Origin of the sequence: Perspicuibacillus lycopersici, assembly GCF_025660475.1 — a bacterium.
GTDB classification, from domain to species: Bacteria; Bacillota; Bacilli; order Bacillales; family Caldibacillaceae; genus Perspicuibacillus; species Perspicuibacillus lycopersici.
The window spans coordinates 570,081-587,515 of record NZ_JAOUSF010000002.1; the positions used below are offsets into that span (position 1 = coordinate 570,081).

General features: G+C 38.3%; 16 protein-coding genes. 6 read left to right on the forward strand and 10 right to left on the reverse strand.

The annotated features are described in order from the left end of the window. Positions 1 to 232 precede the first annotated feature (232 nt). Complete coding sequence (locus tag OEV98_RS06840; RefSeq protein ID WP_263072478.1) at positions 233 to 2,074, forward strand: SWIM zinc finger family protein; 1,842 nt, start codon at positions 233 to 235, stop codon at positions 2,072 to 2,074. Next, on the forward strand, positions 2,052 to 5,150 hold the full coding sequence (locus tag OEV98_RS06845; protein WP_263072479.1) for a DEAD/DEAH box helicase: 3,099 nt from the start codon (positions 2,052 to 2,054) through the stop codon (positions 5,148 to 5,150). The genes OEV98_RS06840 and OEV98_RS06845 overlap by 23 nt, the downstream gene beginning before the upstream one ends. Positions 5,151 to 5,943: 793 nt before the next feature. Here the strand turns inward: OEV98_RS06845 and OEV98_RS06850 are convergent. Both OEV98_RS06850 and OEV98_RS06855 read right to left on the reverse strand, forming a co-directional pair. Next, positions 5,944 to 6,126: a hypothetical protein gene (locus tag OEV98_RS06850; RefSeq protein WP_263072480.1), complete on the reverse strand. Its 183-nt coding sequence runs from the start codon at positions 6,124 to 6,126 to the stop codon at positions 5,944 to 5,946. Positions 6,127 to 6,175: 49 nt separating this feature from the next. Next, positions 6,176 to 6,532, reverse strand: coding sequence for a single-stranded DNA-binding protein (locus OEV98_RS06855; RefSeq protein WP_263072481.1), 357 nt, complete (start codon positions 6,530 to 6,532; stop codon positions 6,176 to 6,178). Between the two features lie 339 nt (positions 6,533 to 6,871). On the opposite strand from OEV98_RS06855, the gene OEV98_RS06860 reads away from it, so the two are divergent. Next, positions 6,872 to 7,279, forward strand: a complete 408-nt coding sequence (locus OEV98_RS06860) for a YwpF-like family protein (RefSeq protein ID WP_263072482.1) — start codon at positions 6,872 to 6,874, stop codon at positions 7,277 to 7,279. A gap of 44 nt (positions 7,280 to 7,323) precedes the next feature. Here OEV98_RS06860 and OEV98_RS06865 read toward each other — a convergent pair whose 3' ends face one another. The 8 genes from OEV98_RS06865 to OEV98_RS06900 all read right to left on the reverse strand — a co-directional run bounded on the left by OEV98_RS06865 (position 7,324) and on the right by OEV98_RS06900 (position 14,121). Further along, entirely contained in the window at positions 7,324 to 7,731 is a 408-nt protein-coding gene (locus OEV98_RS06865; protein ID WP_263072483.1) for a hypothetical protein, read from the reverse strand. 215 nt (positions 7,732 to 7,946) lie between these two features. Next, positions 7,947 to 8,381, reverse strand: coding sequence for a 3-hydroxyacyl-ACP dehydratase FabZ (fabZ, locus tag OEV98_RS06870; protein WP_263072484.1), 435 nt, complete (start codon positions 8,379 to 8,381; stop codon positions 7,947 to 7,949). A 92-nt stretch (positions 8,382 to 8,473) separates the two neighbouring features. Beyond that, positions 8,474 to 8,794, reverse strand: coding sequence for a DNA-directed RNA polymerase subunit beta (locus OEV98_RS06875; protein ID WP_263072485.1), 321 nt, complete (start codon positions 8,792 to 8,794; stop codon positions 8,474 to 8,476). Positions 8,795 to 8,911: 117 nt separating this feature from the next. After that, the gene (locus OEV98_RS06880) at positions 8,912 to 9,736 is read right to left on the reverse strand and encodes a flagellar hook-basal body protein (protein WP_317633797.1); all 825 of its coding nucleotides are present in this window, start codon (positions 9,734 to 9,736) and stop codon (positions 8,912 to 8,914) included. A gap of 68 nt (positions 9,737 to 9,804) precedes the next feature. Continuing rightward, positions 9,805 to 10,632: a flagellar hook-basal body protein gene (locus OEV98_RS06885; RefSeq protein WP_263072487.1), complete on the reverse strand. Its 828-nt coding sequence runs from the start codon at positions 10,630 to 10,632 to the stop codon at positions 9,805 to 9,807. 333 nt (positions 10,633 to 10,965) lie between these two features. Further along, positions 10,966 to 11,967, reverse strand: a complete 1,002-nt coding sequence (mreB, locus tag OEV98_RS06890; protein WP_263072488.1) for a rod shape-determining protein — start codon at positions 11,965 to 11,967, stop codon at positions 10,966 to 10,968. Positions 11,968 to 12,197: 230 nt separating this feature from the next. Beyond that, positions 12,198 to 12,470 carry a sporulation transcriptional regulator SpoIIID gene (gene spoIIID / locus OEV98_RS06895; RefSeq protein ID WP_263072489.1) on the reverse strand — a complete coding sequence of 91 codons (273 nt, stop codon included), beginning with the start codon at positions 12,468 to 12,470 and terminating at the stop codon, positions 12,198 to 12,200. A gap of 1,048 nt (positions 12,471 to 13,518) precedes the next feature. Next, on the reverse strand, positions 13,519 to 14,121 hold the full coding sequence (locus OEV98_RS06900; RefSeq protein ID WP_263072490.1) for a pyroglutamyl-peptidase I: 603 nt from the start codon (positions 14,119 to 14,121) through the stop codon (positions 13,519 to 13,521). A gap of 324 nt (positions 14,122 to 14,445) precedes the next feature. On the opposite strand from OEV98_RS06900, the gene OEV98_RS06905 reads away from it, so the two are divergent. From OEV98_RS06905 to OEV98_RS06915, 3 genes are read left to right on the forward strand one after another with little or no spacing between them, the layout of a single operon-like run. Further along, positions 14,446 to 15,123 (forward strand): orotidine 5'-phosphate decarboxylase / HUMPS family protein, encoded by a 678-nt coding sequence (locus tag OEV98_RS06905; RefSeq protein ID WP_263072491.1) that lies wholly within the window; start codon positions 14,446 to 14,448, stop codon positions 15,121 to 15,123. Positions 15,124 to 15,135: 12 nt separating this feature from the next. Continuing rightward, a complete protein-coding gene (locus OEV98_RS06910; RefSeq protein WP_263072492.1) occupies positions 15,136 to 16,032 on the forward strand; it encodes a sugar phosphate isomerase/epimerase family protein in 897 nt (298 codons plus the stop codon). 42 nt (positions 16,033 to 16,074) lie between these two features. Next, a complete protein-coding gene (locus OEV98_RS06915; protein WP_263072493.1) occupies positions 16,075 to 17,355 on the forward strand; it encodes an ABC transporter substrate-binding protein in 1,281 nt (426 codons plus the stop codon). Positions 17,356 to 17,435: the final 80 nt, after the last annotated feature.

Genomic DNA, 17,435 nt, shown 5'->3' on the forward strand with positions numbered 1-17,435 from the left:
TTCAGGAATTTCACTCGTTTTTCAAGAAACCTTTACCTCTTACCTAAAATTATTGCAACATATTTTTTCCTTCCTCCCGTTTCTTCCAAAACTTCCTACAAATCGACTAAAACTTTACGCGAAAAATTGGTATAATAATAAGATGAAGTTTTTTATTCGACGTACATAGATAGGTAAACAGAATATCTGTTTTCAAGGTTTGTTATGGAATAAAGGATAAGGAGGTTTTTTAATGGATAGTTATTCACCGGCTGAATTTGTTCTCTCATTTTCTGCCCATTTGAATATGTTTTTAAATCCGAATCATCCAGAGGATGAACGGGCTGTTCAGAAAGGCCTCCTATTATATAATCAGAAAATGGTTCGTTCATTGAAGATGAAAGGACCAATTATTTTTGGACATGTGCAGGATGTTATTCCCGTACAGGTGAAATTACATATGGATTTATTTACGAAAAATGAGTGTAGCTGTCCTGCGGTTGGGTATTGTCGACATATCCTTGCGGTGTTCTTTTCCTTGTATGGTAAGCATCATAGTGTAAACGAGTGGCTAGAGTCATGGCGTGCTCCACAGCAAAGTTTATTTTCAAATGAAGCTAGTAATTCCGAGCTTCCAAAGGAAAAACTTATAATAAAAATTGGGCAAAAGACAGTAGTTCCCGCTACTGTTCCAACAAATAAAAGTCAATTACTTGCACCTGATCCGCAAGAACGCGTCGAGGATAGATTAACCGATCAGGAAATGCTATCACTTTCTAAGCAATCATCAACTACTATTCTAGATTCCAAAGGAGCGTCTGTTTCCGATATGCAATTTTCCAAGAATGAGCCAACGAATAATCAAGGACAATCCACTGGGGATAATCTATATGATTTCTGGGTGCATATGACCGATGAAATATTTCAAGGGGAAGTGCTGCAACGAAATTCGCTATATCCGTACTTGATGAACCTCTACGGACATGCGGCACTACGGCAGCTGGAAAATCCGATTTTAATTAGAAGAGAAAATATGCAGCTCTACAAAATCGTTACAAATGTACGGTTGCTCCAGCAATTACAGGAGCTGTTTTTATCCAGTAAATATAGTACACAAGAAATTGAAGACACATGTGCACAGTTGGTTCATACGATTCTTCATAATGTAGAAAATGCTACTGAGCAGCTGCCGCAACCAATTCCATTATCATTAGATTCCTTAATTGTCCGGCTACAACGAGAGGTTCGTGAGTTATTGTTTTTAGAAGGTCCTTTCCCTCGACAAACATTGCTAATTTACTGGGCACTATGGACCAAATTGTTTACAAGTCGGCAATTACGGGATGATGAGCTCACATTTGCGGAGGATATTGCAAAGAAAAGCAATCCAGATTCGGTTTGGGTAGTAGCTTATGTCATTCAATTATTTTTAGCCGGGAAAGTGGAACAAGCACTCGATCAGTTAAATAAGTCTGGCCCGCATAATTTCTTTTATATTTTTCAGTTCATAGATCATTATGCATCCGAAGGGAATTGGAAAGGGATTACGAGTATTCTCCCATTTTTAATTCAACATATAAAGGATTATTTTTCCGGAAGAAGCTACCAGGAAAACATGAATTATGTTCGTTATACAAATTTAATTTTGTCTGACTATGTTAGTCATACGAATCGGATGGATCTTTATGAGCAAGTTTTGATTGAAATGCTTCCATACAGCGCTCGGTCTATTTCTGATTTATATTTTGATAATGAGGATTACTATAAACTAATGGACTTTCTGCAATTAACTGGTATGAGCATGGATGTTATCGTCGGCGAAAAGCTACGGAAAATCCAGAAGGATGCTCCTGATAGCCTACTTCCGCTTTATCATCAGCATGTAGTTGCTTCCATTGAAAAGAAAAATCGTTCCAGCTATAAAGAAGCTGTTCGCTATTTGAAAAAATTACGCACCATTTATAAAAAAATCAAAAAAGAGGCCGTATGGGAGTTGTATTTTGCCAATCTACTACAGGATACAAAGCGGCTCCGCGCGTTTCAAGAAGAATGCCAAAGGGGAAAATTAATAGATGTTGAAAATGAAACAGTTTGATATTCATTGTCATTTACTTGCAGATGGTTCGTTTTTCCTTTATGCCTTTGATGAGGATGGCGCAATTTGTCCGACTTCTGTCTGGGGACCGGCTTTATTCCATTGGCATGAAGGTAGCTATTACGGAACGAATTTAAAAACCGATAGCTTTTTGGTGAAAATCGGTCGACAGGAACAATATGTAGAGGGCATTATTATGGATCCACTCGATGCATTAGAATTATACGGTACAGAACCATTTAACCATTTAGTACAGTGGGAGTTTGATGACTTTTCGCAAACATTGCTAGCGGTTGCCCCAGTTGTTTATGAAAATGTTAGTGAGCGAAAATGGGGTCCACCTGATTTTCAAGAATGGAAAAATGGAAAATTTCAATGGAAGGTTCCCGATGAGGTTTGGGAGGAATTTTTACCGCAAATTTGGGAAGAACCAATTACTGAAACGGACAGTTTCCTTATCGAACCGGATGCAGCTAACGATTATAAGCACCCAATGCGTATGCGCGATTTTGTTCAATCATGGTTTCATCATGGTGTGGAATCATATATTACGCGCCAGCCAGCAATCCATCAAAGGTGGCTGGACCGAAAAGTCATTTTAGAGGAAGCAATGGAACAAGGCATTGATTTACTTTCTTATTTTGATGAAAAGCGTTTTATGCAATGGGTTGGTTTATTAGAATCAGATCTCCCATTTACGATTGGACTTCATTTACAAGAGCCTGAGCAGGATGGAGAAATGTGGAAGCTATCAACTGTGCTTCGTGACCGAAAAAAACCAGATACGGTCGTGACATTTGGTTCCGACGGGAAACACATGCCAAAACGTTGGCTGCCTTATGTTGAACAGGTTTTAGAGGAACAACAACGAATTTGTCAGCTACTGCCTTGGTTAGAAAAGGAAGACCTAAATATCGCTCATGAACCAAATATAAGCTTACGTGACCAGATGGCGATTTTACCAAAGGACGGCTCTGTTTCGATAGTAAAAGAGGAGCTGTTCGAGGAGGATGCGTGGGAATTTTTAACGAATGCCAGTGAAAAATTATTAATGATTGGGATTGAAATTCATCTACCGTCTTGGTGGGAGGCAATCAAATCAGCAAATATGCGTCTTAAGGCACGTGTATCAACCGGATCTGGTGGACCATCCTTTGTCGGCTTAGATGCATTAATGGATTTTGAATGGCGCGTATCGATGAATAATGTTGATTTATCTGAGGCAGAATTCCGTAAATTAATGGAAGAAAATCGCCGACTAGTCAATATTGGTGGTCGTTGGATGAAGATAGATCCAAGCTTTATTCGCCAAATGCAGGCGATTATGGAAAAGGCGGAAAAAGAAGGGATGCGTGTTCAAGACTTTATTGAGCAGCAGCTCCTTTATGGTAATAATGAAGAGGAAGCAGAGGAAATGCTGGATGAGGATAATGACCCTCGGATCTTCTCCCGTATCCAAATTGAATTGCATCCGAAGCTACGAAGCTTTGTTGAAAATTTAACAGATTTAAAGGATATCCCCGATTTAGAGGTACCAGCAAGCTTTCTAGGCGAGCTACGTCCATATCAAAAGAAAGGGATGAACTGGCTGTATTTCCTTCGGGAGTATGGATTTGGTGCATGTTTAGCCGATGATATGGGACTCGGAAAAACGATTCAACTAATTTCTTACTTATTATTAGTAAAAGAACGTCAGCCTGCAGCAGGTCCTGCGCTTATTATTTGTCCTACCTCGGTGCTTGGAAACTGGCAGCGAGAGCTAGCGCGCTTTGCTCCTCATCTTCAAGTATATTTGCATTATGGTGCGAATCGAAGTAAGGGTGAGGAATTTACCGAATATGTAGGAAATGGAAATGATGTAACAACTTCGACTAGCGAGGAAAACGAATCTGCGATTAATCAATTAGCACGGCACGCTAATACAAAAATCAGTGACTTTGCTTCCATTGATGTTGTACTTACTACTTATGGCCTATCCCACCTAGATGCAGAAGAGCTCGCCTCGGTAAAATGGGGTACTATTGTGCTAGATGAGGCACAAAACATTAAAAATGCTGGAACGAAGCAATCACGAGCCATTCGACGATTAAAAGGGCAACACCATATTGCGTTAACCGGAACGCCAATGGAAAATCGCCTAACCGAGCTATGGTCGATTTATGATTTTATCAATAAAGGCTATTTAGGTAGTCTTACCCGCTTCCAGCAACGTTTTGTATTGCCTATTGAACGGGAGCATAATGAGGAACGAATTAAAGCATTACGGAAATTAATTAGTCCATTTTTATTAAGACGAACGAAGAAGGACGAAGAGGTTGCTTTAAATTTACCAGAAAAGCTGGAGCAAAAGGAATACTGTCCATTAACCGCAGAACAGGCAGTCATGTATGAGCAAATTGTGAAAGATACATTTGACAAAATTGCTAACCTATCTGGTTTTGAACGGAAGGGATTTGTATTGAAGCTGCTCGGTCAATTGAAGCAGCTATGTAACCATCCAGCATTGTATTTGAAGGATGCCCTTACAGCTGGAAGCAATAACTTAAGCTTGATTGAACGCTCGACTAAGCTAGAAAAATTAATGGAAATCATTGATACAATGATGGAGCAGGACGAAAGTGGACTAATCTTCACCCAATACCTTGGAATGGGCGACATTATCCGTACTGTATTAGAAAAGAAATACAAAATTAAAGTACCATTTTTAAATGGAAGCACAAGCAAGCAAGCACGTGACAATATGATAGAGAGCTTCCAAAACGGCGAATTTCCGATTTTATTACTGTCCTTAAAGGCTGGTGGCACTGGTTTGAATTTAACACAAGCAAATCATGTCATTCATTATGATCGCTGGTGGAATCCTGCGGTAGAAAATCAAGCAACCGACCGCGCTTATCGAATTGGGCAAACAAAATTTGTTCATGTGCATAAATTTATTTCTACCGGAACATTGGAGGAAAAAATTGATGCGATGCTAGAGAAAAAACAATCGCTAAATGAAGAAATTATCCAAAGCGACCAATGGCTAGCAGATATGTCGAATGATGATTTATATGATATATTGAAACTAGATTAACAAGTAGGTCAGGCTGGAGCAAGTATCTAGCCTGACCTATTTATATTCCAGAAAAAACCGATGGAAATCCAACCGGTTTTTGCTTTTGAGGCTTATAAGAGGCTTTATGAGGACATTTCTGATCTAAATGAAAAATTTCCTATCGTTACTATCATATTTTCCGATTCAAGTATTTTCATCATTGCCTCTTGGTATTTTATTTAAGAAGTAGAGCAAATTTATACCAAGAGACAATTTTTTGTGTTTTTTACTGTAAAATAAATCTTTCTATTAATTAAATTTTATTTACATCTATTTTCTATAAGGTTTCCTTCATTCCCCTAGATGATCCTTATAGGTAAAATACAATCCATTTCTTTTCATCTATCCACCTAAAGCTAGTTTTAGCTTTTTTTAAATTTTTTTGCCGTATTCGTCGTCTTTTTACCGTAAGAAAATCATTACATTCTGCATGCATTTAAAAATAAATTTCGACATTTTGGAATTTGAACTGTTATTTGTGGTGTACGTACGTTGATAAAGAAGTTACCCCACTTCTATTCAGGCGCACGAACTTGCTATACATTCTTGCTATACATTACTTTTCGTTCATAGGTTATTTATCATTTTATTTGTAAGTATTGGTCCTGGAAATTTTGCATCCCTTGTATAAGTAGCTTTTCAAATAATATTCTTAAACCTTATATATACCCCAATAAATATTCTTATAAAAATTTCAATGGCATCCTTCTTTCTATTGTTAGATTTAAGCCAACTCATTAGCCATTTCGCCTGTTAATTGCTTTCATATTCTTTAATGGACCACTTTCTGTACTCCAGTTATTCCTTCCAATGGAATACCTTGCGTTTTAAGGATAGCTTCTAATTGCTTGACGCGACGGTCCATTTCCACCATTTTTTCATTTGATTTTCCAACAATGCGAATAAGTAGCTGTACCATCTCCTCTAATTGAAAGGAATCCGGAATTCGCTGCACACTTCCCCCTCCTTTTGTGAAGCACTACTTGAGATCCGCCAGAAAAAATTTACGAGCTAACGGATGCTATTTCTTTATCCTCCGCTGGCCGTCTACCGAGGAAACGCACACTATCAGCAATCACTTCTGTCACATATACTCTTTTTCCATCCGAGTTTTCATAATTTCTCGTTTGGATTCTTCCAATGACACCGATAGTCGATCCTTTTCGACAATATTCCACCGTGTTTTCCGCTGCTCTCCTCCAAAGTGTACATTGGACAAAGTCTGCATCGTTATTTCCATTCGCACTTCGGAAATTCCGATTCACAGCTAAGGTAATATTTGTTACAGCAGTACCTTCTTGTGTAAATTTCAGCTCTGGATCTCGAGTTAGTCTTCCAACTAATGTCACTTGGTTTATCAATGGCTCCCCTCCTTTCCCCATCGGTAAATTTATCATAGTAAATTGTACCTATCGTGTAAATTCGGTAAAATTTAATAATAAAAAATATTTTACTAAGGGAAATTAGCGATTTTACTAGCCAAAATCGCGATAATTTCTGTATTACTCACATGAATTTGTAGAAATGCTACAGAATAAAATTTTTTTCAGTAAAATTTTTTCGTTAGATTTTACTAAAAATATTTATCGTAAGTACGTAATTATTCGCATAATTACTCCTTTTTTATAGAGGGAAAAGGATTTTTCATGATAAAGTAGAAATATACCTATAACAATTGGTCGACGCGAGGAGAGATTTCGATGAAAACCTTTAAAATTGTTACTTTTCAGCTTTTCAACAAGATGGGTGCGTATATAAATATCCCGTTTCTAGATTCGTTAATCATCAATAATGAAAATGATAAAAACACATGGTTACTGGAGATTTTTTTCGAGGAAGCATATGTTACACCTTTTGAAGAATTTGCACCTGGTGAAGCGATCAACGTAGAGGTTATCATAACAAATAAGCAAAACGCTCCCGCGGTTTTAACTATGAAGATGATTTCTTTAAAGAAAATTGATACTTATTTCAGTGTGCTATTAGAGGGCTCCTTACATCACGGAAAACATGACTATGCCGAGCGATTACTGGAGAGCTTAATTGAAAAAGGCTTATCTGGTGAAGCACTATTAGAGGCATTTCAACAAAAAATAAAATCCAATTAAATCAAGAGAGACAGGGAGACTGTAATCCCCCTGTCCAGCAGTTATTATTCGTCTTTATTATCGTTATCGTTCATATCTAAGCCGTCTTCCACTAGATCTTCTGCAGGGGTGTTGTTGTCAACGCCTGTATCTCCGTCCCCATTAATATTTACATCGTTTGTTCCTGTACCATTACCATCTGTACTATCTGTACCATTTGTTCCAGTTGTACCGTTGCCTGTACCACTAGTTCCATCTGTACCATTTCCTGTGCCATTGCCTGTACCATTTTCAGTAGTACCAGCACCGCCATTTGTTCCTCCATCAGTGTCGGTATCTGTTGTAATATCGTCATTAATGTTTACATCATCATCTTCTGGAGGAGGATTCTGATCATCATCATTATTCGCACAGCCAACTAATAGCATAGCTGACAATAAAGTACCACCGAAAATTTTCAAAAATCGGTCCATTCGTCTACCCCTTTCAAAAAATATATTGACCATCTCAGTAGGTCAGTTGTTATATTGCCCAAAATAATAAAGAACTTACAGAAGTTTATGGGCAATTAATACAAATAATGGAAGTTGATCAAAAATTTATCGGATGATGTGAAATAGAGGAAGACAGAAATCTTTTTTTTGCAAAAAAAATGCTCGTCCATGTCGACAAGCATTTAACACTGTTTTTATTCTTTTTTGTCACCAAGTGCAAAGGTAATATCCGTCTCACAAGCAATTTCACCATTGACCGTTGCTATCCCTTTACCTTTTCCAATCGGACCACGAATTCTTGTAATTTCCACTTCTAAACGTAATTGGTCGCCTGGCTTTACTTGTCTTTTAAAGCGGCAATTGTCAATTCCAGCAAAAAATGCCAGTCTCCCGCGGTTTTCCTCTTTTTTTAAAAGTGCAACTGCTCCAACTTGAGCTAGTGCTTCTACAATAAGGACACCTGGCATTACCGGATATTCTGGGAAATGACCAGTAAAGAATTGTTCATTCATTGTTACGTTTTTCAAACCGACTGCTCGTTTTTCCTCTTCTACTTCTAAAATTTGATCAATTAATAAAAACGGATATCTATGCGGAATGATTTTTTGAATTTCTGTAATGTCTAACATAAATATACCTCCTGGTTTTAGTAGTTACTACTAATTGTACTGAAATAAAAAAAGAAATGGAAGACTTCGCTCCCATTTTTTCATATTTGCTATTATTTATTCGGCTCGGTTCCTTCATTCACAATATCAATAATATGTGTCCACGTGCCTTTTTTTAAGACATCCATTGGATTTCCATCTCCAATGATACCGTAGCCAATCATTGATCCGATGATGAAAAAGACAATAATTAAAACGAGAACAATTACTACTCGTAGCCAAATTGGGATTAGTCTTACCCGTAATTTCTTTGGCTTACTTTTTCTTTCTTCTCTCGATTCGTCATCTACTTTTTTTCCCTTTTTAACTGCGGATACTTCCTTCAGCTTCTTAAGGTCTTCACGCGATTGAATTTTTAATTCCGTATTTTCCACTTGGCCAAACCCCTTTAAAACATGGATTAGTCAGTACATCGTTTCCATCTCTGACTTTTCTCTTGCCATCTATTGTTAACCATCATTTTTCGCTCGGATTGTGATTATTCCATTTTATTACCGGATACCATTAATTAGTCCTTGCATTTGATCCGATAAAGTCACTGCTCTTGATTGGAATTGATATGCCCGTTGGGTTTGCATTAGGTTTGTCATTTCTACAGAGATGTCCACATTCGATTGCTCTAAAGCACCTTGCTTTATCCCAACCTGTTGTCTACCGGCTCCCTCTAAATTCGTCAATATGTCCGCTTCTTGACCAGCAAACGCATCAGGTATTGCTAATAAGTTATTTCCCGTGTTCATCAGCGCATTCGGATTATGGACCTGGACAACACCTAGCGTAAACTGTTCAGTTTGCCCATCGGTATTTACGACAGAAAGCTGGCCAGATTGATTTACTGTTAGTTCCGATACATTTCCGTTAATGATTATCGGGTTATTTTGTTCATCTAATACTTGATAGCCGTCACTCGTTACTAATGCCATTTCATTATTATTCATTGGGGATAAATAAAAGGCACCATCTCTCGTGTACTGTACTTGAATAGTATTACCATTTGGAACTAATACTTTAAAAAATTGATCTGCCTTTGTTAAGGCAAAATCTAATTGTCTTCCGGTATCAGTAACCGCTCCTTGTGATAAATTTGTTTGTACTTGTCCAATTCGGGCACCAGAGCCTTGACGAATGCCCCCTGGCGTTAATCGCCCAACCTCGTTTTCTATACCTGATTGATTATTAAATTGTTGATACATCAGCTCCGAAAACGAAACATTTTTCGATTTATATCCTGTTGTTTGGGAGTTGGCAATATTACTACTAATAATATCTAACTGCTTCTGTAATTGATCCATTGTGTTAGACGCGGTTATCATCATTCGACTCACTGCTATCACCTCATTTCGATTTTACATTTCATCCGAAACTATTTATTTAAAGGAAAGCTTTATATTTTACCTACATCATTCACTGCTTTGTCCAAACTTTGATCATAAGCCTGTAGTACTTTTTGATTTGCCTCAAAACTGCGATAGGCAGCTAACATTTCTGTCATTGTTTGCGAGGAATTAACATTGGAACGTTCTGTGTAGCCTTGATTAGTTGTAAACGAGAGACCATCAACCGTGTAAGCAGAAGGTAATTCTCCCTCAAAACTATAGTACCCATTATCGCCTTTCGTTAGTTGATTTGGATTTTCCGCAAAAGCTACCCCTAATCTTGTTACTAATTGGTTATTTTGCTCGATCCAACCATTTTGCGAAACAGTAAATTGATCACTTGCTAGCTGAATCCGATTGCCAGCCGCATCAAGAACATATTGTCCGTTCGGAGTGGTTAAATACCCGGAAGCATCTAACGTGAAATTGCCATTTCTTGTATATAAATTGCCCTCTTCCGGATTTTCAATCGTGTAGAAAATCGAACCAGTTATTCCCTCTTCCGTTGTTGGCATTATGAAACCATTGAGAGCAATATCTGTATTCACACCAGTTTCTCCTAAATCCCCTTGTTTAAAGTTCGGCGTCATGTCTTGAACGTAAACCCCGGTGTTAACTGCACCGACTAAAGTACTCGTCGGAATAGACGCATTTGAGCTTGGAGAAATGGATTGATTTTCCATCCGTTGAAGTAGCATTTCTGGAAATGCCCTAACCGAAGATTGATCTGCTTTAAACCCCGGAGTATTTACATTTGCTAAATTATTCGTTAACATTTCTGTACGTTTTTGCTGTGCAATCATTCCAGAAGCAGCGGTATAAAATCCTCGAAGCATGTCCTCACCTCATTTTTTGGTAAATTGGTTAATGTTCATTACATACGATTTTGTAACATTTATGTATACCGTTCTTTTTTCTATACTTCTTTTTATTATAAACGATTTTTCATATTTCGACATTATTTTTTTCAAAACGTGGCGGGAAATTATAAAAGTGTGTCGCGGTTTGAACGTAGTTTTGTTGTAGGAGGTTGGCGATGTGGAAGGATAGATTGGAAGTTATTTGTAATAAAGACCGCAAACTGAATACACTTCTCTCATTCATTCGAGCGAACAGACTAGTTTTCAAAAAAAAACACCCGCTAAAATTAGCGGGTGTTTTGCTCTCTATTAAACCAATTTCCGGTTAGAAATCCGATCAATATTATCTAGCATAATACCTGTTCCGTTTGCTACGCAATCCATCGGATTTTCCGCAACGATTACTGGTACTTTTAGCTCTTCACTTAATAGGCTGTCAATGCCATGAAGGAGTGCTCCGCCGCCAGTTAAAATAACACCGCGATCAATGATATCTGCAGAAAGCTCAGGTGGTGTCCGCTCCAATACTGACTTAGCTGCTTGGACGATTACGGATATTGATTCACGAAGGGCGCCTTCAATTTCAGCGGAATTGACTGTAATTGTTCGAGGAAGACCTGTTACCATGTCGCGTCCACGAATTGCCATTTCTTCATTGCGTGATCCTGGGAATACAGTACCGATATTAATTTTAATATCTTCCGCTGTACGTTCCCCGATAAGTAATTTATACTTGCGCTTAATATGTTGTAAAATTTCGGCGTCGAATTTATCTCCAGCCATTTTAATAGAGGAAGAAGTAACAATATCCCCCATCGATAATACCGCAATATCTGTTGTACCCCCACCAATGTCAACAACCATGTTGCCTGTTGGTTGGAAAATATCCATACCAGCACCAATAGCCGCTACCTTTGGCTCTTCTTCTAGGTACACTTTTTTGCCACCGCTCTTCTCTGCAGCTTCACGGATAGCTTTTTGTTCTACGCTAGTAATATTTGTTGGGCAACAAATTAAAATTCTTGGTTTTGATAAAAGTCCTTTGACATTTAACTTGTTAATAAAGTATTTTAACATTGCTTCCGTTACTTCAAAATCCGCAATTACGCCGTCTTTTAGTGGGCGAATTGCCACAATGTTTCCAGGTGTACGACCAACCATTTTTCTTGCAGCTTCACCAACCGCTAATACTCGATTTGTATTTTTGTCGATTGCGACAACCGCTGGCTCATTAAGAACAATTCCTCGGCCTTTTACATTTATCAAAACATTGGCAGTCCCTAAGTCAATTCCAATATCTCTGGCAAACATACCTATTAGCTCCTCCTTACACTAGTCCGTGCATTCAATCTTACTAATTGATTATTTTATCACATTTGCTACCGAAAATGGAGGATTTTCGTCATTTTTTTTATTATTTCTAAAAAAATTGCTGAATTGTAGTAGATATTCTATTATTTTGTCGAAAACTAATTCAACTCACACTAATAGTTTGCCCAATTTTACGCCAGAAAAATAGGCGCTGCTAGAAAGACAGCACCCTATTTTTCAAGAACTGTTTCTTTTGTACCCTTTTTATATTTTAATTTTGTTGCTTCTCCTCCCCGTAAATGTCGAATGGATTTATGGTAATCGAGAATATCCTTTACCTCATTCGCTAAATCCGGGTTAATTTCAGGTAACCTTTCTGTTAAATCTTTGTGGACAGTACTTTTGGACACGCCAAACTCTTTCGCAATCACGCGAACCGTTTTTCTCGTCTCCACGATATACTTTCCAATCTTGATCGTCCTTTCCTTGATGTAATCGTGCACACCACTCGCCTCCCTCTTTGGATGTGAGAAGTGTGAAATGAGACTCGCTCTCGCTTTGACGAACTACTATTTAATCCGCATAAAGAACGGTTCAATCCAAAACATTTGTCCTATTCGATATCATGCTGTTTTTTTATTTATGTACATTTGGTGGAAAAACTTTATGCGGCAGAAAGTAAATACTTTCTGTTTGTCTGATTTCTTTCCTTGGTCCCCACACCATCTAAGCTGCCATTTTACGATTCCTCACCTCAAACACTCTCTTCTTTCTTGAATGATATTCGCAAGGCTTTCCTGGGGTAAAACTTCCATTCCAGCATACACCCATTGACCTGCAGAAAATGGACAAACATCCCCAATTTTTCACCTCGCCTTTTTTTCTTATACGGTTGGCAAAGACCTCAGCTCGGTTTTTATTAACTATCTGCATGAATAGTACTCGAACTAGCTTGACCCTCCGTTTTTTCGAAAAAATTATTTCCAAGTATCGGTCACGAGGTTGGAACTGCTTCGTTTCAATTTGTTTAATAACAGGGGAATTTTGTCCCCTCGGAAACGAAACATCGTACCCCTATATCGTCACCTCACTTATTGGTTTTGTAACAGTTTATTAGCCTGTGCAAGGGAATATGCACGAAAAGCATAATAAGGACAAGGTGTCGCATAATTAATTTTTAATTTTCAATAGTTATTCTTTTATATGCAAATGATAGGATGAAGTGTGAGCAGATGACAGATGGACTGGAAAGGAATTTGCTTTTTGCTTTAACTATATATTTCTATCGGACAGATACTGTAGTTATTTTTTACTAAGTTTCTGAGTTATAAATAGAATACACATTTTTTCAGCGACAACATTCGACTACTTTCTATGCATTGGTTTATTTCCCTTGTCATACTTTTTGTATTTCCCAAGAAATATGTCGGAACTTGCTTTCAATGTCCATCGTAATTTCAATAAATTTTTTATACTTACAAGAAAAAGGGGCCTCCTATAGGAAGCCCTAACAAAATTTCTGCCACTTTCACAATTCCTCGTATGTATTGCCTATAAGCATTCAATCGCAAGGCAAATTCCACGAACGAGATCTTCATTTGACCAGCTTGGTATAGATCTTTTACTTTCAACCGCCAATGGATGTGATGCTGGAACATGAATAAATCCTGATGGAATATCGAGACCTTTCGTTGCTAAATAGTGTAATCCGGTATACATGACATTGTTGCACAGATAGGTTCCTGCTGTGTTGGATATTTGGGCAGGCAACTGATTTTCTCTTAACGTATTTACGATGCTGCGGATCGGTAATTTTGAAAAATATGCCGCTGGACCATCTGCTGCTATTAGTGCATCCTCATATTTCACACCATTATTGTCTGGTTCCCCATCCTTGCAGTTAATTGCCACCCGCTCTGGTGTAATACAATTTCTTCCACCCGCTAATCCGAGCGAAAGTATAGCATCTGGTTGCTCCTTCTCAATCGCCTCTAGCAAACGTTGAGGACTTTTTTCAAAATCAACAGGTAAGAGAACGCCACGGATTTCATATTCTCCGATGATTGCTCTATCTAGCTTCTGCACAATATGCTCGGTTGGATTTATCGGAAACTGTAAAAAAGGTTCAAATCCTGTAAGTAATAGTTTTTTCATATGTCATCCTCTCCCTTTATAAAACGTGATTATTATTTATTTTGTAATCGTATCACTTCCTCTTGTTTTTGAATACCCTTAATTTTTTGATTTATTGATAAAAATTAGAGAATCCACTATATTTCACACTTTTACTACTACCTACCCATCGCTATCGTCTTGGTTAACAGTAGATAACTAGTCATACTTCCATTTCCGCATTCATATCATGGTAAAAATTACATTTCTATGTCGAATAATTTTTGAAAGGATCATTTTAATTTCGTATTTTCATTGGAAAAAGTGAATGCATGCTTGTGAACTATTTTGTAGGGGGGAGATAGAATGAAACCGATTATTCAGATCTCACTAGATTTAACAAATATAGAAGAAGCTTTAGAGATGGCAGAGATTGCTGTTGCGGCTGGAGTCGATTGGTTAGAGGCTGGAACACCATTATTGTTAGCAGAAGGGTTACAGGCAGTGCAGGCATTACGGAGGAGATTTCCTAATCATCCAATTGTCGCCGACTTAAAAACGATGGATGGCGGCTATTTAGAGGCAGAGATGATGGCAAAAGCTGGCGCTACCCATGTTGTTGTCATGGGTGTGGCACATCCTGCTACTATCCGTGCAGTAGTGAAGGCGGCTAAAGATTATAACATTCAAGTAATGGGGGATGTGTTAGCAGCAGCAGATAAAGTAGCAACCGCGAAGCTATTAGAAGCTTGTGGGGTTGATTATATTATTGTTCATACTGGATTTGATGAAAGAGGAGAAAATCCTACATTAACACCGCTAGATGACTTAGCAAGTATTTTGAAAGCGGTATCTTTACCTCTCCAAGTGGTGGGCGGATTATCGATTACACAGGCTGCAAGTACGCCGAGACTAGGGGCACCACTTGTAGTAGTTGGTGCCCCATTAGTAATTGATCAGCAAGAATTTAGTCCTAGCACGAACAAAGCGGAACTACAAAAGATTCTCGAAACCTTAGTTCGTGAAGTAAAACTACAAGCATAAGGAGTTATCGCAATGAATAAAAAGCCACGAATATCTGTCTTTCCAAAAGGATTAATGGAAGAGCTCATCGACGGTCGAATGAGTGTGTTTGAGTGGATTATGCTCGCTGGTACACTTCATGCAGATGGATTAGAGATGTATCCTGCCTTTTTAAAGGAGACGAGTGACACATATTTAACACAAGTCAAAAAGGCAGCTGAAGCAGAATCATTACTTATTCCAATGATGTGTTCTTCCCCTGATTTTACCCATCCAGATGAAGCATACCGAGCTAAGGAAATAGAAAAAATGAAAGTCATGATTGATGTAATGGCTTTTTTAGGGCCAAGTGATTTTCGAAGCTGTAGAGTGTTATCCGGACAAAGGAGACCAGGGGTATCTGATGCAGATGGCGTGTTCTGGACAGTAGGTGCGATTAAGGAATTGTTACCGTATGCAGCAAGTAAGCAAGTCCATCTTGTTATGGAAAATCACTATAAGGATGGTCAATGGGTATTTCCGGAATTTGCGCAGAAATCAAGTCTTTTCTTACAGATTATTCAACAGATTGACTCCCCTTGGTTTGGCGTCAATTTCGATCCGTCTAATGCGATTTTTGCCGGAGAAAATCCGTTAGTTTTACTAGAACAAGTAAAAAATCAGCTCATTACGATGCATGCAAGCGATCGTTATGTGAAGGATGGATATTCGCTAGCAGATATAGGGGAGCATTCGGAAATCGGTTATTCCGAAGCATTGGCACATGGTGTAATTGGAAAAGGAATGAATGACTATGATGCGATTTTCGAAACGCTCCGTTCCATTAATTTTTCCGGTTGGATTTCGATTGAAGATGGTGTGAATGGTCTTGATGAATTAAAGGAATCTGTTGAGTTTTTAAAGGCGAAAGTAGAACAGTTTTTCCCATAATGGAGCACCGCATTTCGATTAATTTTAAAAGGAGTGAATAACATGAAGAAAAAGAAAACCAGTACGTTGCTTTTATTTTTCATCGTACTCGTATCAGGGCTATTATTTGCCTGCTCTAATGGCAACGACAATGGAGATGGATCTGTCGAGCTTCGCTTTATTGCAGCAAACCATCCTTGGACAGAAGCTATCGAACCATTACTACCTGAATTTGAAAAAGAAACTGGAATTAAAGTGAAATTTGAAAAGTATTTTGAAGACCAGCTAACGCAAAAATTAACGACTGAATTTACAGCAGGTTCAACAAGTATTGATTTATTTATGATGCGCCCGCTTCAAGAGGGGAAATTATTTAATTTAAATGGCTGGGTGGCAGACATTTCTAGTTATACTGACGATGCAGATTGGGAATACGGCGATTTTACTGATCCATCAGTGAACTCTTTAAAAGCGGATGACGTTTTATTTGGCATTCCAATCGTTACAGAGCGAGAGATTCTTTATTATCGCAAAGATATTTTTGAAGAAAACAATATTGAGGTTCCAAAAACAGTCGAGGAATTAATGAATGTCGCAAAACTTTTGAATGATCCTGCAAATGATTTTTACGGATTTGTTGCCAGAGGCCAAAGCGCAGCAGCTGTTACGCAATTTTCGAGCTTTTTATATGGGTTTGGTGGTGACTTCTTTGTTGACGGTAAGGCTACTTTAGATACTCCGGAAGCAATTGAAGCATTTCAATTTTACGGGGATATGTTAAGAGAATATGGCCCTCCAGGTGTACTTAATATGAGCTGGCCACAAGCTGCTGGATTGTTTGGCCAAGGGAAGGCTGCGATGTATACAGATGCAGATAGTATTTATCCGAACTTAACCGATCCAGAAAAATCGGTTGTTGGTGACAAGGTTGGGTTTACATTATTCCCTGCTGGTCCAAATGGGCAAACACCGTATAATGTCACCTCATGGGGGCTTGCGGTAAATAGTAAATCGGAAAATAAAGATGAAGCCATGGAATTTATTAAATGGGCAACAAGTAAAGAAGTAGTAGCAAAATTACAGGATAACGGTGTACCGGGACCTCGCCAATCGGTTTGGGATAACCAACAAGGAACAGATACATTCCCTTCCGAGCTAGTAGATGTTATTAATCAAGCAAATGCGATTGGTCGTGAGTATGATAGACCATTAGTGATTAAAGTAAATGATGCTCGCGATATTATCGGTACGGTCATTGTTGCTGCCATTCAAGGGGAGGATGTCGAAGCAGCAGCAAAAGCAGCAAACAAACAGTTCCAGGAATTACTAGATGATGAAAAGTAAATAAACGTATAGTGATAAGGTTCGAGGTCATCTCTCGTCGTCCTCGGACCTCCCTTGCTATGTACAGCGGACAAACTTAT